At 70.9% G+C, this 24,560-nt stretch carries 28 protein-coding genes and 1 pseudogene; 7 read left to right on the top strand and 22 right to left on the bottom strand.

Translation table 11 applies throughout. The features are described 5' to 3' along the window. Positions 1-156: 156 nt before the first annotated feature. Positions 157-1,872, bottom strand: a complete 1,716-nt coding sequence (locus ACWEJ6_RS12165) for a right-handed parallel beta-helix repeat-containing protein (RefSeq protein ID WP_452423355.1) — start codon at positions 1,870-1,872, stop codon at positions 157-159. Positions 1,873-1,935: 63 nt separating this feature from the next. On the opposite strand from ACWEJ6_RS12165, the gene ACWEJ6_RS12160 reads away from it, so the two are divergent. The 4 genes from ACWEJ6_RS12160 (at position 1,936) to ACWEJ6_RS12145 (ending at position 4,968) form a co-directional block, all read left to right on the top strand. Beyond that, entirely contained in the window at positions 1,936-2,823 is an 888-nt protein-coding gene (locus ACWEJ6_RS12160) for a TetR/AcrR family transcriptional regulator (protein WP_452423353.1), read from the top strand. A gap of 137 nt (positions 2,824-2,960) precedes the next feature. Then, a complete protein-coding gene (locus tag ACWEJ6_RS12155; protein WP_452423351.1) occupies positions 2,961-3,593 on the top strand; it encodes a TetR-like C-terminal domain-containing protein in 633 nt (210 codons plus the stop codon). 267 nt (positions 3,594-3,860) lie between these two features. Further along, positions 3,861-4,442: a hypothetical protein gene (locus ACWEJ6_RS12150; RefSeq protein ID WP_452423349.1), complete on the top strand. Its 582-nt coding sequence runs from the start codon at positions 3,861-3,863 to the stop codon at positions 4,440-4,442. A 145-nt stretch (positions 4,443-4,587) separates the two neighbouring features. After that, positions 4,588-4,968 carry a hypothetical protein gene (locus tag ACWEJ6_RS12145; protein ID WP_452423347.1) on the top strand — a complete coding sequence of 127 codons (381 nt, stop codon included), beginning with the start codon at positions 4,588-4,590 and terminating at the stop codon, positions 4,966-4,968. A 256-nt stretch (positions 4,969-5,224) separates the two neighbouring features. Here the strand turns inward: ACWEJ6_RS12145 and ACWEJ6_RS12140 are convergent. The 9 genes and pseudogenes from ACWEJ6_RS12140 to ACWEJ6_RS12100 all read right to left on the bottom strand — a co-directional run. Beyond that, a pseudogene (locus tag ACWEJ6_RS12140) lies at positions 5,225-5,376 on the bottom strand (IS3 family transposase); the annotation flags it as partial. Positions 5,377-5,488: 112 nt separating this feature from the next. Beyond that, positions 5,489-7,600 carry a serine hydrolase domain-containing protein gene (locus ACWEJ6_RS12135; protein WP_452423345.1) on the bottom strand — a complete coding sequence of 704 codons (2,112 nt, stop codon included), beginning with the start codon at positions 7,598-7,600 and terminating at the stop codon, positions 5,489-5,491. A gap of 122 nt (positions 7,601-7,722) precedes the next feature. Continuing rightward, positions 7,723-7,971 carry a hypothetical protein gene (locus ACWEJ6_RS12130; protein WP_352326865.1) on the bottom strand — a complete coding sequence of 83 codons (249 nt, stop codon included), beginning with the start codon at positions 7,969-7,971 and terminating at the stop codon, positions 7,723-7,725. After that, positions 7,968-8,300 (bottom strand): ArsR/SmtB family transcription factor, encoded by a 333-nt coding sequence (locus ACWEJ6_RS12125; RefSeq protein ID WP_364339121.1) that lies wholly within the window; start codon positions 8,298-8,300, stop codon positions 7,968-7,970. Before ACWEJ6_RS12125 ends, ACWEJ6_RS12130 begins: the two co-directional genes overlap by 4 nt. 246 nt (positions 8,301-8,546) lie before the next feature. Then, a complete protein-coding gene (locus tag ACWEJ6_RS12120; RefSeq protein ID WP_452423342.1) occupies positions 8,547-8,714 on the bottom strand; it encodes a hypothetical protein in 168 nt (55 codons plus the stop codon). Further along, positions 8,711-9,340 carry a hypothetical protein gene (locus ACWEJ6_RS12115; protein WP_452423340.1) on the bottom strand — a complete coding sequence of 210 codons (630 nt, stop codon included), beginning with the start codon at positions 9,338-9,340 and terminating at the stop codon, positions 8,711-8,713. The genes ACWEJ6_RS12120 and ACWEJ6_RS12115 overlap by 4 nt, the downstream gene beginning before the upstream one ends. A gap of 55 nt (positions 9,341-9,395) precedes the next feature. Further along, positions 9,396-9,941: a hypothetical protein gene (locus ACWEJ6_RS12110; protein WP_452423339.1), complete on the bottom strand. Its 546-nt coding sequence runs from the start codon at positions 9,939-9,941 to the stop codon at positions 9,396-9,398. A 78-nt stretch (positions 9,942-10,019) separates the two neighbouring features. Beyond that, complete coding sequence (locus ACWEJ6_RS12105; RefSeq protein WP_452423337.1) at positions 10,020-10,484, bottom strand: N-acetyltransferase family protein; 465 nt, start codon at positions 10,482-10,484, stop codon at positions 10,020-10,022. 123 nt (positions 10,485-10,607) lie between these two features. Continuing rightward, the gene (locus ACWEJ6_RS12100; protein ID WP_452423335.1) at positions 10,608-12,023 is read right to left on the bottom strand and encodes an MFS transporter; all 1,416 of its coding nucleotides are present in this window, start codon (positions 12,021-12,023) and stop codon (positions 10,608-10,610) included. A gap of 90 nt (positions 12,024-12,113) precedes the next feature. Here ACWEJ6_RS12100 and ACWEJ6_RS12095 point away from each other — a divergent pair, with 90 nt between their 5' ends. After that, positions 12,114-12,692 carry a TetR/AcrR family transcriptional regulator gene (locus tag ACWEJ6_RS12095; protein ID WP_452423333.1) on the top strand — a complete coding sequence of 193 codons (579 nt, stop codon included), beginning with the start codon at positions 12,114-12,116 and terminating at the stop codon, positions 12,690-12,692. Between the two features lie 61 nt (positions 12,693-12,753). Here ACWEJ6_RS12095 and ACWEJ6_RS12090 read toward each other — a convergent pair whose 3' ends face one another. Next, on the bottom strand, positions 12,754-13,191 hold the full coding sequence (locus ACWEJ6_RS12090; protein ID WP_452423331.1) for a hypothetical protein: 438 nt from the start codon (positions 13,189-13,191) through the stop codon (positions 12,754-12,756). A 409-nt stretch (positions 13,192-13,600) separates the two neighbouring features. Continuing rightward, the gene (locus tag ACWEJ6_RS12085; protein WP_452423329.1) at positions 13,601-14,002 is read right to left on the bottom strand and encodes an ACT domain-containing protein; all 402 of its coding nucleotides are present in this window, start codon (positions 14,000-14,002) and stop codon (positions 13,601-13,603) included. A gap of 142 nt (positions 14,003-14,144) precedes the next feature. Here ACWEJ6_RS12085 and ACWEJ6_RS12080 point away from each other — a divergent pair, with 142 nt between their 5' ends. Both ACWEJ6_RS12080 and ACWEJ6_RS12075 read left to right on the top strand, forming a co-directional pair. Beyond that, positions 14,145-14,402, top strand: coding sequence for a hypothetical protein (locus ACWEJ6_RS12080; RefSeq protein WP_452423327.1), 258 nt, complete (start codon positions 14,145-14,147; stop codon positions 14,400-14,402). Positions 14,403-14,410: 8 nt separating this feature from the next. After that, positions 14,411-15,637, top strand: a complete 1,227-nt coding sequence (locus ACWEJ6_RS12075; protein WP_452423325.1) for a M28 family metallopeptidase — start codon at positions 14,411-14,413, stop codon at positions 15,635-15,637. Between the two features lie 13 nt (positions 15,638-15,650). Here the strand turns inward: ACWEJ6_RS12075 and ACWEJ6_RS12070 are convergent, their stop codons facing one another. The 10 genes from ACWEJ6_RS12070 to ACWEJ6_RS12025 form a co-directional block, all read right to left on the bottom strand. Beyond that, complete coding sequence (locus ACWEJ6_RS12070; protein ID WP_452423323.1) at positions 15,651-15,986, bottom strand: sulfocyanin-like copper-binding protein; 336 nt, start codon at positions 15,984-15,986, stop codon at positions 15,651-15,653. A 339-nt stretch (positions 15,987-16,325) separates the two neighbouring features. Next, positions 16,326-16,745, bottom strand: a complete 420-nt coding sequence (locus ACWEJ6_RS12065; RefSeq protein ID WP_452423321.1) for an arsenate reductase ArsC — start codon at positions 16,743-16,745, stop codon at positions 16,326-16,328. Further along, a complete protein-coding gene (gene arsB / locus ACWEJ6_RS12060) occupies positions 16,738-17,814 on the bottom strand; it encodes an ACR3 family arsenite efflux transporter (protein ID WP_452423319.1) in 1,077 nt (358 codons plus the stop codon). Before arsB ends, ACWEJ6_RS12065 begins: the two co-directional genes overlap by 8 nt. 11 nt (positions 17,815-17,825) lie before the next feature. Next, positions 17,826-18,167, bottom strand: coding sequence for an ArsR/SmtB family transcription factor (locus tag ACWEJ6_RS12055; protein ID WP_387675724.1), 342 nt, complete (start codon positions 18,165-18,167; stop codon positions 17,826-17,828). A gap of 145 nt (positions 18,168-18,312) precedes the next feature. Then, the gene (locus tag ACWEJ6_RS12050; RefSeq protein WP_452423317.1) at positions 18,313-19,419 is read right to left on the bottom strand and encodes a GNAT family N-acetyltransferase; all 1,107 of its coding nucleotides are present in this window, start codon (positions 19,417-19,419) and stop codon (positions 18,313-18,315) included. Positions 19,420-19,428: 9 nt separating this feature from the next. Then, positions 19,429-19,764 (bottom strand): ArsR/SmtB family transcription factor, encoded by a 336-nt coding sequence (locus ACWEJ6_RS12045; protein WP_452423315.1) that lies wholly within the window; start codon positions 19,762-19,764, stop codon positions 19,429-19,431. Positions 19,765-20,424: 660 nt separating this feature from the next. Beyond that, complete coding sequence (locus ACWEJ6_RS12040; protein WP_452423313.1) at positions 20,425-21,282, bottom strand: aldo/keto reductase; 858 nt, start codon at positions 21,280-21,282, stop codon at positions 20,425-20,427. Between the two features lie 427 nt (positions 21,283-21,709). Continuing rightward, complete coding sequence (locus tag ACWEJ6_RS12035) at positions 21,710-22,519, bottom strand: FAD:protein FMN transferase (protein WP_452423311.1); 810 nt, start codon at positions 22,517-22,519, stop codon at positions 21,710-21,712. Next, positions 22,519-23,094, bottom strand: coding sequence for an FMN-binding protein (locus ACWEJ6_RS12030; protein ID WP_452423309.1), 576 nt, complete (start codon positions 23,092-23,094; stop codon positions 22,519-22,521). Before ACWEJ6_RS12030 ends, ACWEJ6_RS12035 begins: the two co-directional genes overlap by 1 nt. A 9-nt stretch (positions 23,095-23,103) precedes the next feature. Continuing rightward, positions 23,104-24,483, bottom strand: coding sequence for a ferredoxin reductase family protein (locus tag ACWEJ6_RS12025; RefSeq protein WP_452423307.1), 1,380 nt, complete (start codon positions 24,481-24,483; stop codon positions 23,104-23,106). Between the last annotated feature and the right edge of the window lie 77 nt (positions 24,484-24,560).

The raw sequence follows: 24,560 nt of genomic DNA, 5'->3' as shown, positions 1-24,560 counted from the left end.
ACGGCGGCCGGCAGCCCGTAGGGCGTGCTCGATGACTGCGCCGGCAGTTTCGCCATGCGGCCGAGGCGGGGCTGTCGGGCCGCCTGCCGATCGAGTTGCTCGTCGCTCGCGACCGGCCCGGCCGGGACGACTGGTCCCGGCTCGGGCGTGCGTTCGTCAGAGGGTGCGGCGCGGGCCCGCATGGGCGCGGATGGCGGTGGTCGCGGCGTTCAGTTCCTGCTCGTCCTTGATGGTGCGGTTCTCCTCGTACGTGACCCCGGGTGGCGGGGCGTCGTGGCCGAGCGGGTCGGCGTCCCAGAAGTTGCCCCGGTAGACGACGTTCTCCAGCGGCGGGCCCACGTGCAGCACCGCCGTGTTGTCGGCGCGCGCGACGACGTTCTCCTCCACCCGAACCCAGGAGGCGCCGTAGTCGGTGTAGAGCCCGAAGTTGTACGGCGTGCGGGTGTCCTCGATGACGTTGCCCAGCACCAGCGCCCCGTCGTCATGGGAACCGCCCTGCGGCCCCGACACGTACACGCCGCCGCCGTCGGCCAGCACCTGCATGGTGTCGACGGTCCGGTTGCGTACGATCCGGGTGCCCTCGCCGGGCCCGGCGGTGATCCCGCAGTGTGGCACGTCCCTGACCTCGTTGTGCGCGACGACGCACCCGGACGTCCCCAACACCGCGATCCCCGGCGATCCCGGATATTCGAGCCCGACGCCCCGCACCCGGTTGTCCTCGATCAGCGTGCCGCGGCTGCCCGTCACCACGACGGCCCCCGCCGAGAGCGTGTCGAAGTCGCAGCCGCGCACGACGTGCCCCTCGCCGCCGGACACCCCCAGCCCGGACGCCCCCAGCCTGGTGAACCGGCATCCCTCGATCACCACGTCCGAGCAGTCCTCGAACGTGACGCAGGCGGGAATCGTCACGGAAGCCGTGGGATACGTCACGGACGCCCCCTCGCCCAGCTCCGCCACGCCGACGCCGCCACCCTCGTAGAAGCCGCTGCCGTGATAGTGCACGAAGCCCTCGGGGCGGCTCGGGCGCAACCAGGTCGCCTCGGCGAACGTCAGCCCGCGGAAGGTCACCCGCCGCGCGCCGGACCCGCGTACCAGGGTCTCCAGCGCCGGGGCGACCACCCGCGTACGGGCCGGGTCCTCGCCGGGGCGGGGCAGGTAGCGCAGCACGTGGTGGCCCGGCCGTGAGCGGTCGAGCACGAACGTGCCCGGCTCGCGCAGGAAGCTCGGGTCGTTCTCGATCCTGGTGGGCAGGCCGGGACCGGCGGAGGTGGTGCCCTCCCAGGTGGAGTTGTACAGCTCGGCGGCCCATCGGAAGGCGGGCGTCGCCATGGTGATCACGGTCCGGTCGCCGTCCTGGGCGACGTCCGCGACGGGCAGGCGGCCCTCGGTCCACGGGTACACGCCGCGGTGGACGAACTCCACGTCGCGCGGGCTGGTCCAGGCCAGCGGCGCGGCGCTGTCGGTGACGTAGCCGGTGGCGGTCGCGGCCGGGGACGAACCGGGCAGCCCCTCGATCCCGGCCCGTTCGGCGCGGCGGCCGTCCACGTAGAGCTGGCGGGTCTCCAGGTCGCCGACGTCGGCCAGCCAGACGCCGTCGCGCACCTGCCAGCCCGTGATCGTCCGGCCACCGCTCAGCACGGCGTCCTCCTGGTCGGGGGTGCCGTGGCCGTACGCCTGGTAGACGGTGCCCGAGTCGGCCTCGGTGAGCTCCAGAGGCTCGCCCAGCGCGTGGACGCCGCGCCTGAGATGGACGACGGACTCCCCGCCGGACTCCCTGGCGGCCTCCCGGGCGCGTTGGACGGTGGCGAAGGGGCGGTCGAGGGAGCCGGGCCAGGAGTCGTCCCCGCCGGGTGCGACATGGAAGTGGAACACAGGTTTCCCCTTTGCTGTTTATGGCGTACACGGAGTAATACACCATAAACGAGGGAGGTGCCAATGGCGCGAGGTGTGGCGGGGGACCCGGACCACGGGGTCGAGCTGTTGTGGCGGGACGCGGAACGGGAGCCGCGGCCCGGCCTCAGCCTGGGCCGGATCGTGCGGGCCGCGGTCGAGCTGGCCGACGCCGAGGGCCTGGAAGGGTTGTCGATGCGCAAGGTCGCCGACCGGCTGGGCTTCACGACCATGTCCCTCTACCGCCACGTACCCGGCCGCGACCAGCTCGTGGACCTGATGCGCGACGAGGTGCTGGGCGAAGCCCTCGTCACCGCCCCGGACGCCGCCCCGGACAACTCTCTGGACGCCGGCCCGGACGCCGATGACGGCTGGCGGGGGCGGCTGGAGGAGGCGGCCCGGCGGGCCTGGGAGCTCCGCATGCGGCACCCGTGGCTGGCCGAGGTGCGCGGCTCCCGCCACCTGCCGGGTCCGAACGCGGTCGCCCACTACGACCACATGCTCGGCGCGCTGACCGGCACCGCGCTGCGGCCGTCCGAGGTGGTCGCGGTGGTCGGCCTGCTCGGCCGGTTCGTGGACGCCGAGGCGCTGCTCCTGGCCGAGACCCGGCGCGAGGAACGCCGCAGCGGCGTGTCCGAGCAGGAGTGGTGGGGTGCTCGCGAATCCCTGTACGAACGCCTCGACCGCTTTCCCGCCCTCTCGCGCCTGTGGGAGACGGGCGGCTGGGACGCCCCGGAGGACTCCTTCACCTTCGGCCTGCGCCGCCTCCTGGACGGCGTCGAGGTGCTGATCCGAGAGCGTGACGAAAACCGTGACGAAAGATGCCCCGAGTGTGGCACACCACTGGAATCCGCCCCCTCGGGCCGCCCTCGCGTCTACTGCTCGCGGGCCTGCCAGCAACGCGCCTACCGCAAGCGCAGGTCGGCCGACTGATCCAACCCGGCGGGCCGTCCCCGGGTAGCCGGGTAACTGGGTATGTGGGGGCCGGCGTGGTGGTGGGCGGGTGATGGGCGCAGGAGCCGTGGCGGGGTCGCCAAGCTGCGCGGACGGCGCGGATACTGCTCCACTCGATGTACGGGCCTGCGGCCGCCGTCCACCACGCCGCCGACCGGCCCCGTGCGGCGGGGCACGAGGTGCGCGTCCCTGACATGTACCACGGCCGCGTCGTGGACAGGCCCGAGGCGGGGACCGCCGTCAAGGAGGAGATCGGCCTAGGAACTGCTGCGGCGGTCCATATCCGCGGGCGCGCCGCTGTCCGCCGACGGCCTGGTCTACGCCGGCTTCTCGCTCGGCGCCGACGACGGGCGCCCCGATTACGCCGGTTCCCTGCTGGGCGACCTCTCGGCGCTCAACCACGAAAATCCGGCGGCCCTGGCCGGGCAGCCGTCGATGGCGGCGGCCCTGATCGCCACGTCGTTCCGCTGGGAGGAGGCGGCCCGCGGCGTGCGCGGCTCTGGGAGGACCGGTACACCCGCTGCGAGGTCATCGTCCGGCGGGCCGTCGAGCGCGGCGAGCTCCCGTCGCACACCGACGCGCGGCGGCTGCTCGTCGCCGCCCCCACGCCGCTCTACCACCACCTGGTGTTGTTGCGTACGCCACCCGACCCGGACCTGCCCGGCCAGGCGGCCAGGACGGCCGTGCTCGCCGCTTGGGCGGGCGCGTTCGCCGGCACCGAGCGCCCGTCGATTGAGGGCCCGCGGTAACCGAGGCCTTCTCAGCGTTGGACGTCTTCGGCGGCCGTCCCGCGTCCGCACAGCCACGTCTCCAGTGCGACGTGGTAGGCGTCGGCCAGCCCCGGACGGGGGCGATCCGGCGGAGGAGGGCATGGCCCGGGTGGTGGGCGGACACCCAGGTCCGGTCGATGGCGGTGATCTCGTCGTCCACCTAGCCGAACGGGCGTCCGGCACCACCGGCAGGCGCGGCAGGCCCAGGAGCGGGGGACACAGTCGTTTGCGTCGTCCATCCAGGTCGTGGCCCCCGACCAGGTCGCACGGCAGCGCCTTCAACCGGGGCCGTGCGCGGGGGCGACCCTGGCCAGGAGCGGGTTCGCGGAGGCCGTACGGAAGGTCGGGAAACGCGAGAGCGCGCTCACGCAAGGCGTTCCGCTCATCGATCGTCAGGCCGGCCGCGGCCAGGGGATCCCCATCCTGCTGGCCGGCCTCGACCGTGAGGACGTCGCCGAGGGCGGACTTCATGGCGGTTACAGCCCAGCTGCCATCGGCCAGGACGCCCTGGAGGATGGCGATGAAGTCGCTGCCGAACTCGAGGGAGTGACCGGCCTGGCGTGCGAGCTCGAGCCATGCGTCTCGGACGAGCGCGATGGCTTCGGCCGACGTCTGCCTTCTGTCGAACTCCGGTTCCCGGTCGCCCGACCAGCCGTCGGCGCGCAACGACGTGAGCACACGGTGCACATGCGCCAGGCCCGCGCTCAGGACCTTCTTCGCCTTCGTCTCCAGGCCCTGCTTGGCCGCGTGATCTCCTGCATCGGACGCGGAACGATATGTATGAGGTTGGTCGGTCCAGCTCCCGCCGAGATGCGTTTGCGGAGCTGACCAGGGTGAACGCCGTGGCTGGTGTCAGGCGACAGTGACGATCGCCGAGACATAACGAGCTTAAAGCGAAACAAAATCCGGGATTCGTAATCTCATGCGCAACGTGTACGGGCGAGCTTTCCCTTCCGAAAGGATGATCATGCGAATGATTCATGCACTCGTCAGTCTCCTGGTCGCTGCTCCCCTCGCCGCTGGCGGCGCGACCTCAGTGCAGGCCGAGTCCCAGTCCTCCGCCTGCCCGGGAGGCCATGCCTTCGCCAACCTCGACAATCGGTATGACACGATCAATGATCGAGGCATAGATAAGGTCGGAATCCGCATCGGGCTATCGGTTGATTGCAGCGCGGTCTTCTATCTGAAAGAAGGGGCCCAGGTCGATCTCTGGTGTTATGCCCATGGTCAGTACATCCTTGACGGACCCACCTGGACATACATCCGGTACAACAACGGTAGCGGAGACAAATACGGCTGGGTCAACGACGGCTACCTGCACGGGTACGGGTCGAATCAGTATTGCCCGTATTGACAAACAACTGGACCCACGTCCAATGTGGCGCTGGCCGGCGTCCTTCGGCGCCTGCTTCGAGCGCTCCCTCACCTCTGGGTGGACGGGGCGCTCGTCCTGTTGGTCGTCCTCGTCGAAGCCTGGCCGCTGGTCTCCGGAGAACACCTCGGACTAGGCCGTTCCATGATCGGATGTAAGTTCTCTCTACGTCTATCAAGGGCAGACGCCTTTTGGCGGCGCAGCAGGCACTGGTGGACATCGAGCAGCCGCGGTCGGTCAGGACACGGCAGATCGGCTCGACGCCGAACACCTCGGCGTGCTGGTCGATGAAGGTCACGAGTGCGGGTGTGGCCGGTCGAGCGCGGCCGCGAAGAAGGCCGAGGCGGGCTTCAGGATCTCGTTGGCCCGCCGCAGTTCAGTGTTCTGCCGGAAAGGGGCCCGGTCCCGGACCCGGTCCCGGTCCCTGCCACGCGCCGCGCGCTGCATGCCGGCGGCAGAGGCGCGCGCCGCCGGCATGTCCGGTGGGAGTCTCCGGAGGCTCTCAGCCGATCAGGTTGTAGGCGGCGGCCACACTCAGGTAGGCGAGCGCGGCGAGGACCACGACGGTGCAGTGAACCCGCCCGGCCAGGGTCCACCAGCCCTTGACCCAGGCCAGCCCGGCGGTGACCAGCGTCACCCCGGCCCCGGCTGCGGCCAGGACGGGCAGCGTGGTGATGGTCGTGAACAACGGGCTGCCGCCCAGGAAGAACTCGGCCTGGTTGGCGTCGAAGTCGGCGAACATCGCCACGAGCGATCCGGCGGAGGCCGTGACGAGCACCGCCGTGATCCACGCGGGCAGCCCGGCCAGGCGTGGCCCGCGAACCGGCCGCCGCCGCGCCGCCCGCCCGCCTCCGGCGGCAACCCCGAAAGCACCCGCGACTGCGGATCCGTCGCCGACCCCGCCGGCTCCGCCAGAGCGGCCGGACCCGCCAGACATGCCGGGCCTGTCGGACCCGGTGGACCCGCCGAAGCCGCCGGCCCCGCCGGACCCGCCGGACCCGCCGGACCCGCCGGAGCCGGTGGGCCGGCGGCGGCGGCGGGCGAGGCGTACGGCATGCGCGAGGGGTCCGCCCACAGCCGACAGCAGCAGCACGCTCAGGCTCACGCCGAGCACGCCGAGATGAAAGGTGGGCGACTGGTACCAGGCCAGGCGCTCCAGCGGCCCCGCCGGGTTCTCCGTGGCCAGCAGGCCGTCGGGGCGGAACCGGATGGTGCGGTAGCCGTTCTTCTCACGGAACAGGGCGGGGGCGATCTGCGTCCACTGGCGGCTCTCGGTGGGGCCGAGCGCGACCGCGCCGGTGGTGGTCAGGAGGCCGTCGCCGGCCGCGCTGACCGTCACGGTGCTGGTGAGCGAGCTGAGCTTGCCCAGGTCGGTCATGTCAGCGGCCAGGGCCGTACGGTAGGTGCCGGTGTACTGGGCGACGTCGGGCAGCGGCCCCGGCGTGCCGTCCGCCGGGACGGGGGCCGGGGCGAAGCGGTCGGCGAAGGCGTTGACCAGGGACCAGGCGGAGTCGGGGCCGCCCTTGCCGATGCCGTTGTAGGAGGCGTAGACGCCGATGCCCCGGTCGGGGATCAGCGCCATGATCGCGAAGTAGCCGGGAATGTTGCCCCGGTGCACCAGCAGGCGCCGGCCGTTCCTGGTGTACTCCTGGAAGCCGTACCCCATGCCGGCGGTGCCCTCGGCGTTGCCGAAGTGGCGGCTCTGCATGAGCCGCACGCTGTCCGGCCTGAGTATCCCCCTGCCGCCGGTCAGCTGGGCCAGCATGAACGCGGCCATGTCGGTGGCGGTGGAGCGGAAGCCGGCTCCGTGCGGCGGCATGTGCCCGTATTTGGCCCCTTCTGCCCGGACCTGGTGGCCGTCCTGGAGACGGTAACCGGGGGCCAGCGCCTCGGCGACGGGGCCGGGCTCGGGCTGGGCCATGCTGGAGTGCGTCATGCCGAGCGGGCGGAAGATGTTCTCCTGCACGTACTGGTGGAAGGGCAGGCCCGAGCGCACCTCGACCAGGTAGCCGGCCAGGCCCATCCCGTAGTTGGAGTAGACGGCCCTGGTGCCGGGCGGCCGGATCCGGGGCGGCTGGTGGTCGGCGAGGTGGGCGCCGAGCGGGTGCACATCACGGGCGGTGGCCGCGCCGGTGCCGAAGTCACCGCCGGCGAACCCGGCGGTGTGGGTCAGCAGGTTCGCCATGGTGACCGGCCGGCCCGGGTAGGCGTCGTCGATCTTGAACGTGGTGAGGTACTGGTTGACGTCGGCGTTCAGGTCGATCCGGCCTCGTTCGACGAGCTGCATGACGGCGGTGGCGGTGATCAGCTTGGCCACCGAGGCGGGGGCGAAGACCGTCCGCTCGGCGTCCACGGGACGGCCGGTCTCCACCTCGGCGACGCCGTACCCCTGGGCGAAGACCTGACGGCCGCCCGCCACGACGGCGATCGCCGCCCCCGGGATGTGGTGCTCCTTGAGCTGGCGGGGCACGTAGGCGTCGGCGAACTGCCGTACCGACCGTGCCGGATCGGCCGCCGTCGCGGCGGCGGGGGCGCTCACTGCCAGCAGCGGCGCGGCGACCGCCAGCGAGCACATGAGGGCACGCCAGCGGGATGATTTGCGTTCGAGCAGCATGAGCTGCTCTCCTTTCTGTGGGAGCACGTACGCGTCAAAGGCACGCCGTCACGGCGTGGTCGTGCGGTTCCGCCGTCCGGGGGTGAGTTGCCGCTCGCCCCCGGACCTGTGTCACAGGCTCGTCAGTCGACGCTGAGCAGGATCCTCTCCATCGCCGCGACCTTCTCCGTCAGCTCGCCCAGCCTGGCCTGCACCTCACCCTGTCGCTGCACGGCCTGCTCGGCCAGTTCGCGATATCTGGCCATCTCGGCCGTCAGCACGTCGGTGCGGTGCCGTTCGAACCGGAAGTAGAACGCCATGCAGGCCGTGATCGCGCCGAACAGAATCAGCACGACCACGATGGGGATCACGATGGAACCGATGTCGATCACTGCGGGGTCTCCTGCACCTGATGGGGTCCTTCCTCGTCGTCCGCGCGCAGAGCCGCGAGGACGGTGTCGATCGTCAGGGTGAGCTCGAAGGGCAGCAGCTCGATGTACTTCATCGCCTTGCCGTCGGCTGACAGCTCCAGCCGTCCTTCGATCAGCCCCGCCTTCTCCAGCCGCTCCAGATGCATGTAGAGCAGCGCACGGGACACCTTGATCCGGCGAGCCAGCTCGCTGACGTGGATTCGGCCGCCGGCGAGCTCGGCGAGGATCTGCAACCTGAGTGGATGCCCGACCGCGCCGAGCAGGCGGAGCAACTCTTCGCTGGTCGGCATGTCGTCCTTGGAGAGGGTCTGTCTTGCACCTGTTAGTTCAGTCTTACAGGTGCAAGTGTACGCGTCAAACCCGGGACGCTGAGGTCGGCCACGTCGTGGGGTTCCGGGCGCGGCGGGCGAGTCCGAGGCGCACATGACGATGGGCGCGGCCTGGTGGCCGCGCCCATCGTGAGGCTCGCGTCGTGGTCGAGCGGCGTGATCACGTCTCGCCGCGTCGGGATGTGGATCGCCTTACTTCGGGCTCTCCTACGGCTGGTCTCCGGCCTTGTCGACGACCTTGGCCGTCATCCGTGCGCTCCACACCAGAGGAGTGCCCGCCTTGACCGTGCGGGTCGCGCCGCCAGGAAGGTCGAAGGTGCGATCGGCGACGCTCTCGCCGTACGTCCCCAAGAACTGGTAGTCCTGCGCACTCACGATGATCTCGAAGCGTTCCCAGGTCCCCGTGTACGCGAACGCGACCCCGTGGCGGCCCGCACGTCGGCGACCAGCGGCTGCTCGCCCAGCAACTGGGAGATCGTCCGGAAGATCCGCTGCTGCCTCGTCGCGTCGGCGTCGTCGAACTCCGTCACGGGGATCGCGTCGACGCTCGCCCCGATCCTGGCGATCATCTCCTCGGGTGTGACCGGCGCCTCGGCCAGGTCCGCGCCCGTGACGCCGGGGCCGTACTCCTTCGTGACGAGCTTGCCGCGTCCGTTGTCCAGCGCCAGCTGCTTGCCGTCCAGGCTGTGCCACGTCTCAAGAGTCATGCGCCGGTCGCGATCCACCTCGGGCTCCGGCTCCTCGCGGAGCGGAGCGATCGTCTGCTTCACGTACAGCCAGCGGCCCGGCGACGGCGTGATCTCGTACGGATCGGTCTCGGCGCCCCTGGCCGCCTTGTCGCCCAGTTCCCGGACGCTGGCGACCGGGGCGGTGGCGGGTCGTTCACTGCCGCGTACCGTGATGATGCCCGCACCGACGGCCAGCGCGACCGACGCGGCCGCTGTGGCAGGGGACGGGGATGCCTTTCGAGCACGATGATCGCTGTCACCGGACGCCGTCACGGCATGCGCCGGCCAGGGCCCGGCGCCGGGCGGTGGCTTCGCATAGGGTGACCGGTCAGAACTTGCCGGGCTCGAACCGTCGGACGAAGACGTAGGTGCCGGATCGGCTGACCAGCTCTATCACTCGCCTGCGCGGGTGCTCCAGCATGGTGACCTTCACGCATTTCAGCGTGACCCTGCGCCGGCCGAGGAGCGCGTCGTAGGAGAGGTACATCTTGTCGAAGCCCCGGTTGTTCCTCATCCCGACGCCCAGCTGTGTGCGGAACGTCCTCGAACCCGGCGGATTGAACGGTTTGGCGGCCACGATCGCGTCGGTGGCCTCGGCGGGGCAGCGTACGAGCACGCGAACGTAACTGTCCTGACGCGGGCGACGCGGCCTGATCTTGACCCCCGTCCAATTGCCGATCCCCGCCGGTGCCTTGGGCCGGCCCGCCGCTCCCTCAGGGTTGGTCTGGAGATCGGCGCTGTCGCCCTCCTCCACCGGAGGGTCGGGCATCGGCAGGACGGGCGCGGCCGCCGCGATCGTGCAGGGGGTTGCGACAAGGGCCGCGAGCAGGCCGAATGTCGCCACAACCCTCATGATCTCCCTCTCGACGGGCATGTGAAGCGATTGACGATGGGAGGGGGAGTGTCCCCAGTATGCGCGCGAGCCCCGGCGAAGAAGGGGATGCCACGCCGTTCACCAGGTGTTCGACGGTTCCGGGCGAGTCCGCGCCGGTTGCCAGCGGCAGATCTTCTTGGCGGTGAGGGTCGCGCCGATGCGGGCGTAGAAGCGTTGCGCGGCGACGTTGGCTTCGGACACCTCCCAGCGGACCACCTTGCCGTCGGCGGCTTCGGCCGCGGCCTGCATCAGCCGTTCGCCCACGCCGTCGCCGCGTTCGGCGCCGGTCACGTACAGGTCGTCCAGGGCGAGGTAGTCCTGGCCGGACCAGAAGCTGATGCGCTCCAGCCAGGAGACGTAGCCGACGGCCCGGCCGCCCCGCTCGGCGAGCAGGTAGGTGATCTCGGGGCGGGCGAGCATCCGCTCCAGATCCTCGACGCCTACGGTGATGGCCGAGGACTGGCCTTGGTGTTCGGCCAGAGCGCGAATGAGGTCGTGCACGATGGCGGCGTCTTCGGGCGTGGCACGACGGATCGTGGTCACAGTGATCCTTTCCGGTCGGGTTCAGGGGCGGTGCGTTTCAGGCCGCTCGCCGTCTGCCGGGCGAGCTTCGAGGTGGTCAGGGGAGTCGACAGGCCGTGGCGCCGGCAACCAGGCGGTCCCCGCTCACTGAGAGCCGGCTTGCGCCGCGGGTGACGGGCGGCCGGGCGTCACCAGCGCTGCGACGACCGCGCCGACCGCCGATGCGATCGCGGCCACGGCGAATCCGCTGGTGAAGCCGTTCAACGTGGTCCCGGCCAGGCTTGCGGCTGCGACGCTGGACATGACGGCGGCTCCGACGGACGCGCCGAACTCGTGGAAGGTGCTCACGATGCCGGAGGCGATCCCGGCCTCGTGGGGCGCCACTTGACCGAGCGCGGTCGCCGAGGCGATGACGAACATCGCCCCGGTGCCCGCCGCCGCGACGGCCACGCCCGCCACGACGCTGACGACGTTCGTCGAGAAGGCCGGTGCGGCCATGCCGATCGCCGCGACCGTCAGACCCGAGACGGCCAGGGCGCGCCCGCCCCAGCGGCCGAGCAGGCGCCCGGTCAGGTTGGCGCCGAGCATCGTCGCCAGCGCGACCGGCAGGAACAGCAGCCCGGCCTGCAGCGCGCCGTAGCCCAGAGCGTGCTGGAAGTAGAAGGTTCCCAGGAAGAACACCGCGATCATCAGTGCCGTGGCCATCAGGATGAGGAAGGCCCCGACCGCCACGGGCCGCCGGGCGAGCAGTCGCACGTCCATCAGGGGCGAACGCGCCCGCCTCTGCCACAGCACGAACAGCACGTAGCCCACGGCAGCGGCGAGCACGAGCCACCCGGTGAGGGCGCTGAGCCACCCCCGCTCGCCGGCGGCGATGAGGGCGTAGATCAACGACGCGCCGGCGGACGTCACCAGGATCGCACCGAGTACGTCGAGCCGGGGCCGGGAGGCGGGCGGAGGCGTACGCGCCGGGAGCAGTACGGCGAGGACCACGGCGATCACCAGGCCGATCGGCACGTTGACGTGGAACACCCACGACCATCCCGGACCGGCGGTGAGCAGGCCGCCGAGGAGAACGCCGAGCGCGGCGCCGCCGCCGCCGAGCGCGGACCAGACCCCCAGGGCCTTGTTCCGCTCCTCTCCGTCGAACAGGGCGACCACCAGCGACAGCGCCGCGGGCGACAGCAGCGCGGCCCCGACGCCCTGGGCCACCCGACCGGCGAGCAGCATGCCCGCCGACCCGGCCAGCCCTGTGACCAGCGAGGCGACGGTGAACAGCAACAGGCCGGCGATCACGATCCGCTTGGCGCCCAGCAGGTCCGTGATGCGGCCGCCGAGCAGCATGAGGCCGCCGAAGGTGAGCGTGTAGGCACTGACCGTCCAGGTCAGGGCCTCGCGACCGAGGGCGAGGTCCGTCTCCATGTGAGGCAGCGCGATGGCGACGACGGTGACGTCGAGGATCAGCATGAGCTGGGCCACGCCGAGGAAGCCGAGGATGCGCCACCGGGCCGGGAGCGGCTCGTGGAGCTCTGCCTGAGCGTGCACTGCAGGTTGGGTCATCAGATCCTCCAGCCGATATCTCGTATGTCCATATACGAGTTCCGCTGGTCACTATAAGCCGTATGCGCGCATACGAGATAGGCTGGGGGCATGGCTGCACCTCCTGCGCGTTCCAGGCGCCGTGCCGATGCCGAGCGCAGCATCGCCCGCATCGTGTCCGCGGCACGCGAACTGATGCGTTCGGACCCGCATGCGACCACCGACGACATCGCCCGCGCTGCCGGCGTCGGGCGGATGACCCTGTACGGGCACTTCCGGACCCGGGCCGACCTCATCGAGGCGGCACTGGCCGAGGCGCTGCGAGACGGTGACGAGCTCCTGGCCTCCGTCGACCTGACAGGCGACGCGCGCGAAGCCATGGGCCGCCTGCTGGCGTCCAGCTGGGAACTGGTGGCCGAATCAGCGGCCCTGCTGGCCGCGGCCGAAGGAGTCCTTCCCGCGGGACGGATCCGGGACCTGCACGCCGAACCCGCCCAGCGCATGGCCGACCTCGTCCACCGGGGCCAGGATCAAGGCGTCTTCCGTACCGACCTGCCCGCCACCTGGCTGGTCAGCCTCACCCACTACATCCTGCACGGCGCGGCGAACGAGGTACGCCAAGGACGCCTGGCCCGTGACGATGCCGCCGACACGGTCACGAAGTCCATCCAGTCGGTGCTGGCCGCCTGAGGCGGGAGCCCGGTTCCGGCGTGGGGCGGCGGACTCGCCGCACGCGTGGCCTGGGCAGGATTCAGAGCAGTTGTGCTCGCACGAATCCGGCGAGCAGCACAGCGAAGCCGCCGATTTCGCCCACGATGAGCGCCGCCATGAACGCCGTTGTGCCGCGGACGGGATGGCGGAACTGATTGCCGGTGTCCCGGCGCCGACCGTGAAGGACGTAGCTCGCGATCGCCGCGACGAAGAACACCACGACGACTCCCGCCGCGACGAGATCGACTGCCGCCGGCCAGCCGCTCAGCTCGACGAAGACAGCGATCAGCAGCGTCGCGAACGAATACAGCAATGCGGCACGATGTGCGATGTCCACATAGGGATGAGCCCTGTGGCGCTCCGAGTGGATCATCTGCCGGTATTTCCATACGCCCAGCACCAGGGCCGCCATGAAGATCAGTCCTGCCAGCAGCAGCACGACGATGGTGTCGTCGCCCAGGGGCACGGCGCTACGCATGACGGGCCTCCGGGAAGAGGCCGGGGAGCGACGCTGACCCATCGTGAGAAACGGTGAGTCCGCCGCCGGAGGCGACCGGCGTGACCGTTCTGGCCGACCGTGAACTGACCGTTGCTGATGCTCGTCCCTCTCTCGGCGCTTCTCGTGCCACGTCCAACCACCTTCCCGATAACTCGAACATAGATGTTCGAGTTATCGGAGCCTATCTGACTCTCCGGTGCAGGGGCGACGGCTGAGGGCTTCCATGCCGAGCCTGACAAGCCGCCGCCACCGGGCCGTGCTGGCCGGACAGAACGCCGAAAGCGTTGGCGACCTGGGCGGTTCGTCGCCGTCGCGCCCGTACGCGAGGCCCGCGACCTGGGCGCGCTCATGGTCGGCTTCCGTCCCGCCCTGGTTCGCCTGGCCCCCGCTACGGCTGCGCGGCCCCGGCGGCACTCGCGCCCTGGCTCGTCACCTGGTGCCCCGCTTCCTCAAGGACGGCGATGGCCTGCTGTTTCCTCGGCTTGGGAACCAGAACCAGGTCGGCGTGGAAAGTCGAGGCCACGAATACCGGGATCGCCGCCTCCGCCAGCGGCTTGACGATCGCGGACAGCATGCCGGGAATGTCCAGGCCATGTGCTGTGGCGCCTCCGTAGAAGCCGATCCACTGCTCCGCCGCGTCCATATCTCTGGCCTCGCGGACCACGGTCAGCCCTTCCGGGGCGCGGACGAGCACCAGCCAATCGTCCTCGGGCACCCCTTCGTGCGGCAGATGCTCGACGGCGTATGCGGGAGACATGATGTTGAGGTGCTGGGCGGTGGATGCGTTCATGGGCATGTGTCTATCAGGCGCCCCTTATTTCGACTCCCGTCTATCTTGACGAACGTCTAAGCAGCGTGGGATCGTCGTGCCTGATTCGACATAGGTCGAAGTGTTGATGGCCTCGACCTCACACCGCAGAAGGGAATCCATCATGACGACGGACCAGACCAGCGGCGGCTTCATCGGCGACCTGGCAGAGGCTTTCGCGCCGCCCGCCGCCGGTGGCTGCTGTGGAGCTCCTGCCGCCGCCTCCGCGGCCGGTGACACGGCGGACCTGGCAGAGGCAGCCGCAAACGCCTGCTGTGGCAGCACGGCCGCCGCCCAGCAGGCCGCCCAGGCCGGTTGCTGCGGTCAGGCCCCAGCCGCCACCCCGGCCGTCGAGGCAGCCGCCACCGGCTGCTGCGGATGATCTCCACCATGCCGGACCTCCCTCAGGCGCCCGGCCTGGCCGCCGTCGTGGAGCGGGTGTCGGCGGCGCGGATGCAGGCCACGGTGCACGAACTGGCCCGCGATCGCTACGCCGGGCGGCGCGTGGGCACCCCCGGAGGCAGGGCCGCCGCCGATCGGCTCGCCGAGCGACTGCGCGAGCTGGGCGCCGAGGTCGAACTCGACTCCTTCCCCGTCGCCGACGTGCGGGAGCTGTATGCCACCCCGGTGCTCGAATGGAACGCAGGCGACCAAGAGCTGCGACTGGAGCACCGGCGGGACTTCGTCGAGCACCTCGCCACCGCAGACTTGCCGGACCCGCGCACCGCGCCGCTCGCCGCCGCCTCCGAGGCCGACCTGCGCGGCCGATGGGTGCTGGCCGAGGCCGGAGGCTGGGTGTACGCGTGCGAACGAGCCGAGGCCCACGGCGCGGCCGGAGTGCTGACCGCGCGCGGCACCGACGCCGAGGGGTGGATGCCCAAGATGATCGCCGGACCGGCCCCCCGCGCCGTCCCGACCATCGCCCTTCGCGCCGACCTGCACGCCCGCCTGGCCGACGCGCTAGCCGCCGGGCCGGTGCGGGTGACCGCGTCGATGCCGCTCCGGCAGATCTCCACGGACGGCCGTAACGTGCACGCCCGCTTCCCCCACGCCGGGGGAGCGGGGAGCGGGCCGCGAGTGCTGCTGGCCGCGCACTACGACGGCGTCGGCGACGACCCCGGCCTGCGGCTGCCCGCGGCCGCCGACAACGCCTCCGGCGTGGCCGCCGTCCTGGAGGCCGCCCGCGTCCTGACGGCGGACCCGGCCGTCCGGGCCGAGCTGTCGGTGGTCTTCCTGGACGCCGAGGAAGCCGGGGCATGGGGCTCGGCCCACCACGCGCCCGCGCTGCCGTCCGACACGCTGGTGATCAACCTCGACGGCGCCGCGCACCTGCACCAGGCCGCCTCGGTCGAGGCCGGAGGACCCGCCCACGCGCTGCTGGCTACCCTGGACCAGGCCGCCCGCCTGACCGGCGTGCCGCTGCGAGCGGGCGCGATGGCGTCCGACAACCGCCGCTACGCCGCCGCCGGCCTGGCCGCGATCGGCATCGGCATGGGCATGCCCGGCTACCAGACCCCCGCCGAAACCCCCGACCGCGTCGAACCGGACACCCTCGTGGCGGCGGCCCGGCTGCTGGTCGCCACCGTGGGGCTGCTGGCCGCCCAGACCTCGATCTGATCAGGCCCATGGCCTAGCCGGTGACGTCGAGTTCGGCGTACATGCCGGCCGCGTAGTGGCCCGGGAAGTTGCACAGCAGTTCGTATCGGCCCGGTCGCAGTGTCAGCGTGGTCCAGCTCGTGGATCCAGGAGCTATGCCGTTCCCGGCGCCCGCCCCGCACGTACGGGACGCCTCGCCGAGGCTACCCGCCTCGCTGACGCGCCCGTCCGAACCGGTCACCCGCTGTCCCGGCGCGTGCCCCGCCGGGAGCGGCAGCACGACGACCTCGTGGGCGAGGACCCCCTCGTCGTACGCACGCAGCGAGACCTTGCCGGCTGGAACGCTCGAAGGCTTGGCCGTCAGTTTCATCCGCGTGCCATGCGGCCCTGAGCCGTACGGAGGGCCAGGGCTCACCATGCCTGATCCCATCTCCCCGAGGGACACATCCACCACATGACCTTGAAGCGGTGGCGCAGTGCACGCAGGCTGCTGACGTGGCGTGATCGCCGCAGCCAACGCGGCTCCTCCCAGGCCAAGGTTTGCGCACATGACGGCGCTCATCGCTGTGTAACTGATCCTGTGCAGCCACATGCTCGGCACCTCCGTCGCTCCGCCTCCACTTGAGGCCGGCCGTCCTGAGGCTCTGGGTGAGGACACCTCACCCAGGTCCCCCTGCCCCGACGGAGCCATGGCATGCCCACGCCCACATCAGTCTCGTGGCCGCCTTCGCCCGGGTGCCTCGCCGAGCAACTTCTCCACTTGGAGGCGGATGTCGTCGCGGATGGCTCGGACGGCGTCGATGCCCTGTCCGGCGGGGTCGTCGAGCTTCCAGTCCTCGTACCGCTTGCCGGGGAAGATCGGGCAGGCGTCGCCGCAGCCCATGGTGATGACCACGTCGGAGGCCTGGACCGCGTCGACGGACAGGACCTTGGGGCGGGCGGCGGTGATGTCGATGCCGACCTCGGCCATGGCCTCGACAGCGACCGGGTTGACCTGGTCGGCCGGGGCGGAACCGGCCGAGCGGACCTCGACCTGGTCGCCTGCCAAGTGGGTGAGCCAGCCGGCGGCCATCTGGGAGCGTCCGGCGTTGTGCACGCAGACGAACAGGACGCTGGGCTGGTCAGACATGCACGGGCTCCTTGGCGAACAGGCGGCGGCCGGCCAGGCTGACGTAGACCAGGGCGACCAGGACGGGAACCTCGATGAGCGGGCCGACCACTCCGGCCAGCGCCTGGCCGGAGGTGACGCCGAAGACGCCGACGGCCACGGCGATGGCCAGCTCGAAGTTGTTGCCGGCGGCGGTGAAGGCCAGCGTGGTGGAGCGCTCGTAGCCCAGGCCGATCAGCCTGCCGGCCAGGAACGATCCGCCCCACATGAGCGCGAAGTAGGCCAGCAGCGGCAGCGCGATGCGCGCGACGTCGCCGGGCTGGGCGGTGATCGGGCCGCCTTGCAGGGCGAACAGGATGACGATGGTGAAGAGCAGCCCGTACAGGGCCAGCGGGCCGACGCGTGGCAGGAAACGGCTTTCGTACCAGTCCCGGCCGCGGGCGCGTTCGCCGAGCCGGCGGGACAGATATCCGGCGGCCAGCGGGATGCCGAGGAAGATGAGCACGTACTGGGCGATGTCCCAGGCCGAGACCTGAAGCGCGGACTGCGCGAGGCCGAGCCAGCCGGGCAGCACCTGCAGGTAGAACCAGCCCAGCGCGCCGAACGCGACCACCTGGAAGACCGAGTTGAGCGCCACCAGGACGGCGGCGGCCTCGCGGTCGCCGCAGGCCAGGTCGTTCCAGATGAGGACCATGGCGATGCAGCGGGCGAGCCCGACGATGATCAGGCCGGTGCGGTACTCGGGCAGGTCGGGCAGGAGGGTCCAGGCCAGCGCGAACATGACGGCCGGGCCGAGCACCCAGTTCAGCACCAGGGAGGAGAGCAGCAAGCGGCGGTCGCTGGTGACGGCGCCCAGACGGTCGTAGCGAACCTTGGCCAGCACCGGGTACATCATCAGCAGGAGTCCGAGCGCGATCGGCAGGGAGATGTCGCCGATCCTCACCGCTTCCAGCGCGGTGTTCAGCCCCGGTACCAGCCGTCCGAGCAGCAGTCCGGCGGCCATGGCCGCGACGATCCAGACTGGCAGGAACCGGTCGAGCGTGGACAGGCCGGCGATGACGCCCTGCGCGGGCGCGGCCGAAGAGGACATCGCGGCGCTTCTCAGACGGTGGCAGGCACGTCGAGCAGGGCCGACAGCTCACCCAGCGTCTCGGGAACCAGCCGGTAGTACACCCAGGACGCGCGCCGCTCCGACGTCAGCAGCCCGACCTCCTTGAGCACCTTCAGGTGGTGGCTGATAGTCGGCTGGGACAGCTCGAACGCGCCGGTGATGTCGCACACGCACACCTCGCCACCGGCACGGCTGGCCACGATCGACAGGATGCGCAGCCGTACCGGGTCGCCCAGTGCCTTGAACACCCGCGCCACCCCGGCCGCCCGCTCGGCGTCCAGGGGCTCGCGCATCAGCGGCGGGCTGCACTCCAAGAGCTCCAGAGGTTCCACATCTTCTCCGTATAGACAGACATCAAAATCGATGTCTCTCTATATTGACACAAATCAAAGCCAGGAGGACCCGGTGGAGCTCGGGTGAGATCTCGTACGGCTCCGGCCGAGCGGCAGTCCGCGAACCGCCGTCCTGGGCGGCGACTCAGACCCCGGTCAAGGTGCTGCGGCGCTCGATCATCAGCACGTCCCGCCAGAGGCCGCGGTGACAGCCGATGCGCTCGCGGGTGCCGACCACCCGGAAACCGAGACCCTGGTGCAGGGCCAGGCTGGCGGCATTCTCGGGGAAGACGCCGGACTGGATCGTCCAGACGCCGGCATCTTCGGCGGCGGCGATGAACGCCCCCAGCAGCGCCCGGCCGATGCCATGAGCCTGGCAGCCGGGGTGGACGTAGATGCTGTGCTCGACCACTCCGGCGTAGACCGGGCGGGACGACACCGCCGAGGCGGCCACCCAGCCGAGCACCTCGCCGGAGTCGCTGTCGGTCGCCACGTACCGCAGATGCGGCAACCGGCTCGCGGTGAACCCCTCCCAGCTGGGCGCGGTGGTCTCGAAACTGGCCTGGCCGGTGTCCAGGCCGGCCTGGTAGATGGCCAGCACCTCGGCGGCGTCGCCCTCGCGCATCGGCCGGATCTCCAGGCCGGGCCCGATGGCGGGCTTGACGGCCTGGACGATGGCCGAGTGCACACCGTCGCCGTGATCGGCGGTCAGCGTGATCGTGACGGCGACGAAGCCGGCCGCGACGAGCAGATCCCGGTACTCCTGCACGGTGAGCGATCCGGCGGCATGGCCGATGCGCTGCTCGGCCCGCGGTCGCGCCTGCTCGTCGAGGCCCTGGGCGGTGACGACGTCGCTGACCCCGAACCGGCCCCCCGGTCGCAGCACCCGGAACGCCTCGGCCGGCACCGCCGCCTTGTCGTCGGACAGGTTGATCACGCAGTTGGAGATGACCACGTCCACCGTGTGGCCGGGCAGCGGGATCGCTTCGATCGTGCCGTGCAGGAACTGCGCGTTGGCGACACCCGCCTGTTCGGCGTTGCGCTGGGCCAGTTCCACCATGGCAGGGCTGGCGTCCAGGCCGAAGACCGTGCCGTGCGGGCCGACCCGGCGGGCTGACAGCAGCACCTCGATGCCGTCACCGGATCCAAGGTCGAGCACCGTCTCACCGGCGTGCAGCTGGGCGATGCGCTCCCCGCTGAGCGCGTTGCGGGCCAGGGCGGAGTGGTGGTCGACGATCTCGTCGTGCGCCATGGGATCTCCTCAGTCGCAGACCGGTGCGGCCGGCACGGGGTTGCCCATCACCACGTCGGCGGCGGTGGGGAAACAGCTCACGCAGGCTTCGTTGATCCGGTACAGGCTGGACGTGCCTTGCTTGTCGACCAGTACGAACCGCACGTCGGCCAGGATCTTCAGGTGGTGCGAGACGGTGGACTGACCTACCCCGGAAGCGGTCACGATCTCGCCCACGCTCATCGGCGCTCGCCTCCGCGCGAGCAGCGACACGATCTGAATCCGAGTGGCGTCGGCCAGGGCCTTGAACCAGCTCGCATACTCCTCGGCCTCGGCGCGCGGCAGAGGCCCCTCTGTCTCATCCATCGAACATCGACGATAGTCGATTCATGGCGAGCCTGGAAGCCTCTCATGGCACACGCCGCGAACACCGGCTCGCTGGACGCGACCCGCTCGCCGCGCCTGCCCGACCCAACGGCTTGCGGGCGCACTGCACGGACGAGGATCTGAGCAGGGCCGGACAGGGAGTCGAGCGGACGCCATCGGGGCGGAGGCCGATCAGGCCGTTTCCGGTGACGCCTCGGGCGGGAAGTTTCAGGCAGAGAGCCAGGACGAGGTCGACCAGCCGCCCGGTGGCGGATCGCCCGCCATCACAACCCCACCACCCCTTCCGTGTGCGGCAGCGCGTGGCAGACCAGGGCCGGAGACGCGGCAACCACCAGGAGCAGGCCCAGCGCTGTGCGCGTGACGAAGCTGATCAACAACCACCCGACGGTGGGCGAGCTGCGGCTGAGCTTCGGCGCCCGGACTCTCCCCGCGGCGCAGAGGCCGACCCTGACCGCGTACAGCGCCGAGCCGAACACGCCTGCAGCGGCGCGGAGGCGGGCGCCGGCGGAGCCGACCTTCGGAGATGGCGACCCCGTAGGGAGCCGGTGCCCACGACGAACCGAGGGGCCCAGGCCGCACGAAGGCGGCGAGAGGCCCCGACCAGCGCTGACCGGCCGGGGCCTCTTCCTGACGCGGCCGTCACCTACCGCTGTAGACGGGGAACACGCTGGAGTCGCCGTAGTCCTGGGCGTGCAGGTTCTTCAGGGTGTCCATGTCCGCCTCGGAGATCTCGAAGTCGACCTCGGCGTTGGAGCGCATGTGCTCGGGGTTGGAGGTCTTGGGCAGGGACACGGTGCCCAGCTGCAGCGTGTAGCGGATGCACAGCTGCGGGACGGTGACGCCGTACTTCTCCGCCATCGCCGCCAGCTCGGCGTTCCTCAGGATCTCGCCGTGCGCGATGGGCGAGTAGGCCTCGACGAGGATCTGCCTGTCCGCGCAGTACGCCAGGAGCTCGGTGGGCGTGTTGCCGGCGTGCACCAGCAGCTGGTTGACGTGCGGCGTGACGGTCGCGCCCCGCAGGAGGCTCTCCAGGTCCTGTTGCAGAAAATTCGAGACGCCGATCGAGCGGATCCTGCCCGCCTCGTGTGCCTCCTCGAGCGCGCGCCAGGCCTGCCGATTGCCCTCGGCGTAGTCGTCGCCGCGGAAATCGTCCCACGGCTGCGGACTGTGGATCAGCATCAGGTCGACGTAGTCGAGCCCGAGCTTCTCCAGCGACCCGTCGATCGCGGCGACAGCCCGGTCGTGGTCCTTGATCTCCGCGGCCAGCTTCGTGGACACGAACAGCTCGTCGCGAGGTACGCCCGCCGTGCGCACGCCCTCGCCGACGCCGCGCTCGTTGCCGTAGGCCTGCGCGGTGTCGATGTTGCGGTAGCCGATCCCGACCGCCTCGCGGACGGCTCCGGCTGCCTGGTCGTCGTCGATGAACCAGGTGCCGAGGCCGAGCCTGGGGATCTGGACGCCGTTCGACAGGGTGTAGGTCTCGTTCAGGATGGTCATGCGCTCGTTCCGTTCTTCGGCAGCGAGCCGTACGCCTCGTCGGTGACGGGCTTGAGCCATTCGTTGCCGAGGTTCTCGCCGGGGGTGATGAAGGCGACGTGGGAGAACCACGCCTCGGCCTTCGCCCCAGATGTGCCAGTTGTTGCGACAGCCCGGCTCGAAGCTCACGTCGCTGACCGGGACGCTGCCGTCGGCCGGCGGGGCCAGGTGGCTCTGGCCGATGAAGTGCCGCGCGTAGGCGTCGTCGGGCTCTCCGAGCGGGAAGAGCTGGTCGAACTGGGTGTCAGCCACTCGTGGTTACTTCCCAATCTCATGCGTACGCCACTCCGGTCGCGGTGTCCGACCAGCGGGTCCGGAACGGTGGGGGGTGAACGCCTGCTGCGTGGCTTGCGCCGGTACGGCCGCAGACGGGTGGCGCTGACCGCCATCACGCGTGCCGCCGCCCGGCGCCTTCTCGTCCCGGAGGGGTGGGCCCGGACCGGACGCGGCCGATGCGGAGGGTGGCCAGGTCCGGGAAGCCGGAGGTGTGCCAGGTGGCGCCGGTAGGAGTGACGGCGAACGCTTCTACGCCGGAGAGCCCTTCGATCCAGGCCCGGGCCGCCATGCCCATCGCGAAGGCGGCGGTGGCGTAGGCGTCGATCATGGTGAGGCCGGTGCCGGTGAGGGTGATCGAAGCCAGGTCCAGCGCGGGCCGGCCGGTGTGGGGGTTGGTGATGTGCGGCCCGCGTTCGGCCGTGCCGGAGGTCGCCACGGCCAGGTCGTCTCCGGCGATCACCGTGGCGGTCGTCCCCGGGCACAGTGGGTGGGCGACCGCGATCCGCCACGGCCGGTCGGGCGCGGGTCTTCCTGCGCACTGGAGGTCTCCGCCGCCGTTCAGGCAGTGATTCACGGCTCCGCAGCGGGTGAGGATGCGTGACGCCTGCTCGATGGCCCATCCTTTGACCAGACCGGACGGGTCGAGGCGGCCCGAGGGGCGGGTGGTGAAGTAGCCGCCGGACACCTCCGTCACCGACGTGCACAGTTCGAGGACGTCGGCCACTTGCGGCGGGCAGTCGTCCAGGCCGATCTCGCCTGCGTCCAGGCGGCTGACGGGGCTGTCCGCGCGGTAGGTCGAGAAGACGGCGTCCACCTGGTGCAGCCAGGCGACGGCCTCGGCCACGGCGTGCCGCCCGTCGCCGAACGGGGGGCGGAGGTCGAAGGAGAAGACCGTGCCCATGACGTGCTCGACGTGTCGCATCACAGGCCGGCCCGGTCCAGGGCGCTCTGCAAGGATCGGACGTAGCCCTCGCTGGTGTACGTGGCCCCGGAGACAGCGTCGATCTGGGCCGATCCCGCGGCCAGGGCCTCGTCATTGAGCGTCGGCAGCGCCTGGCTGTTGATGGCGATGTCGCGATGATTGCCGTCGGGGGCCTGGAGCACCCGGATGCCGGCCATCTTGCCGCCGGCCAGGACGAGCTCGATCTGCACGGGCCCCCAGCGAGTGGTGGCGACGTCACCTGTGACGACCTTGTCCCCGCCGGTGGCGCCTGCGACGGCGCCCGGCCCGGTCCAGGTGCCGTTGACCTGCGGGTTGGTGACATCCTGCCGGGCAATCGAAGCGCTGTCTGCCTTCTCGTTCTCGTCCTCGCTGTCGTCGCCCACGTCCTTCCGCCGGCGGCCGGAGGGAGGCTCGCCGGCGCTCGACGGCGGGGCGGTGGCCTGGGAGACGGCGGACGGCGGGGACGCCACCGCGGTGAGCTCGTGCGGCTTGAACGACAGGAGCAGCACCAGGCCGACGGCGGTGACGAGGACGGCGAACATCGCTCTGCGCATGGGGATTCCTCAGAACTCGAACGACTCATGATGGATGTGGCGATCAGGTATTCCGGCGGCGCGCAGGGCGGACACCGCCGCGCCGGTCATCCCGGTGGGGCCGCACACGTAGACCTCGTGCCGCGCCAGCTCGGGCACCAACCGTGCCAGCACCTCCGGCGTGAACGGATCTCCGACCTGGTCGCGCGGGCCGACGCAATAGTGCAGGGCCGCCTCACGCCGGCCGGCGATCTCCTCCAGCTCCGTACGGAACACCAGATCCTCTTCGCTGCGTGCGCGGTAGAGGAGGGTGAGATCGCCGGGCGCGGCGGGGATCGACTCGAACAGGGCACGCAGCGGGGTGATGCCGACCCCGCCCGCCACGAGCAGCACCTTGCGCCCGTGGCGTCGCCGGCCAGGGGTGAACGCGCCGCTGGGGCCTTCGGCGACGACCCAGGTACCCGGTCGCAGACGAGCGAGACGTCTGCTCTGGTCTCCCAGGTCCTTGACGGTGATGCGCAGTTCGTCGGGCTGGGGGACGGCCGACAGCGAGTACGGGTTGGCTGACCACCACAGATCCCTGGTGAGGAACCGCCATCGGAAGAACTGACCCGGCTCGACCCTCAGCCTGTCCAGGCGGCGGCCGGAGAGGTAGACGGAGACGACGCCCGGCGCCTCCGGCTCTACCCGGTCGACCCTGAGCCGGTGCCGCAGCGCCTGGCGGATCGGAGTGAGGAACCGGTACCAGGCGAGCGCGGCCGCGACCCCGAGATAGAGGGCGTACCAGGCGGCGCGGGCGACGGGCGAGCCGACGAACTCGCTGCCGGTCGACAACTGGTGCCCGAAGGCCAGCCATGCCGCCAGATAGGTGTAGAAGTGCAGGTGGAACCAGGTTTCGTAGCGCAGGAGCGGCCGGATCGCGCGTGCCGAGATGATGCCCACGCCCACCAGGAGCAGTACGGCCACCGTGGCCGCGAGCACGTCGGGGTACGACAGGTTCAGCGTCACCGTCTCGCTCGCCACGTCGGTGCCGTCCGCCACGGCGTAGCCCCAGATGATCAGCAGCGTGTGGGCCGTCGCCAGTGCGACCACGTAGCGACCGCCCATCGCGTGCCAGCGGGCGAGGCGATCGGAGCCCACGCCGCGCTCCAGCGGCGGGACCCTGGCCATCAGCGCGAGCAGCACGGCGATCCCGTATGCGGCCAGCAGACCGGTGATCCGGCCGGCCCCGCTGAGCCAGTCCCCGAGGCCGGCGACACGTGGGGTACCGCACCACCACAGGCCCAGCACGGCCGGCACCCCTGCGGCGATGACCGACAGGACGGCGGCGGGATGGGCGCGGACGGCTCCGCGCCGCCCTGTCCCTGTCCCTGCCCCGGTCGCGACTCGTCCGGCCGAAGCGATGCTCACGATCGTCCCCCTTGGGCGGAGTTCCTTCTCCATCGCGAGCACACTGCCAGCCGAACTTCTCTGTTCCCTCTGAACGA

The sequence above is a fragment of the Nonomuraea sp. NPDC004702 genome, assembly GCF_053601695.1.
This window is presented reverse-complemented; position numbering and strand designations above follow the sequence as displayed.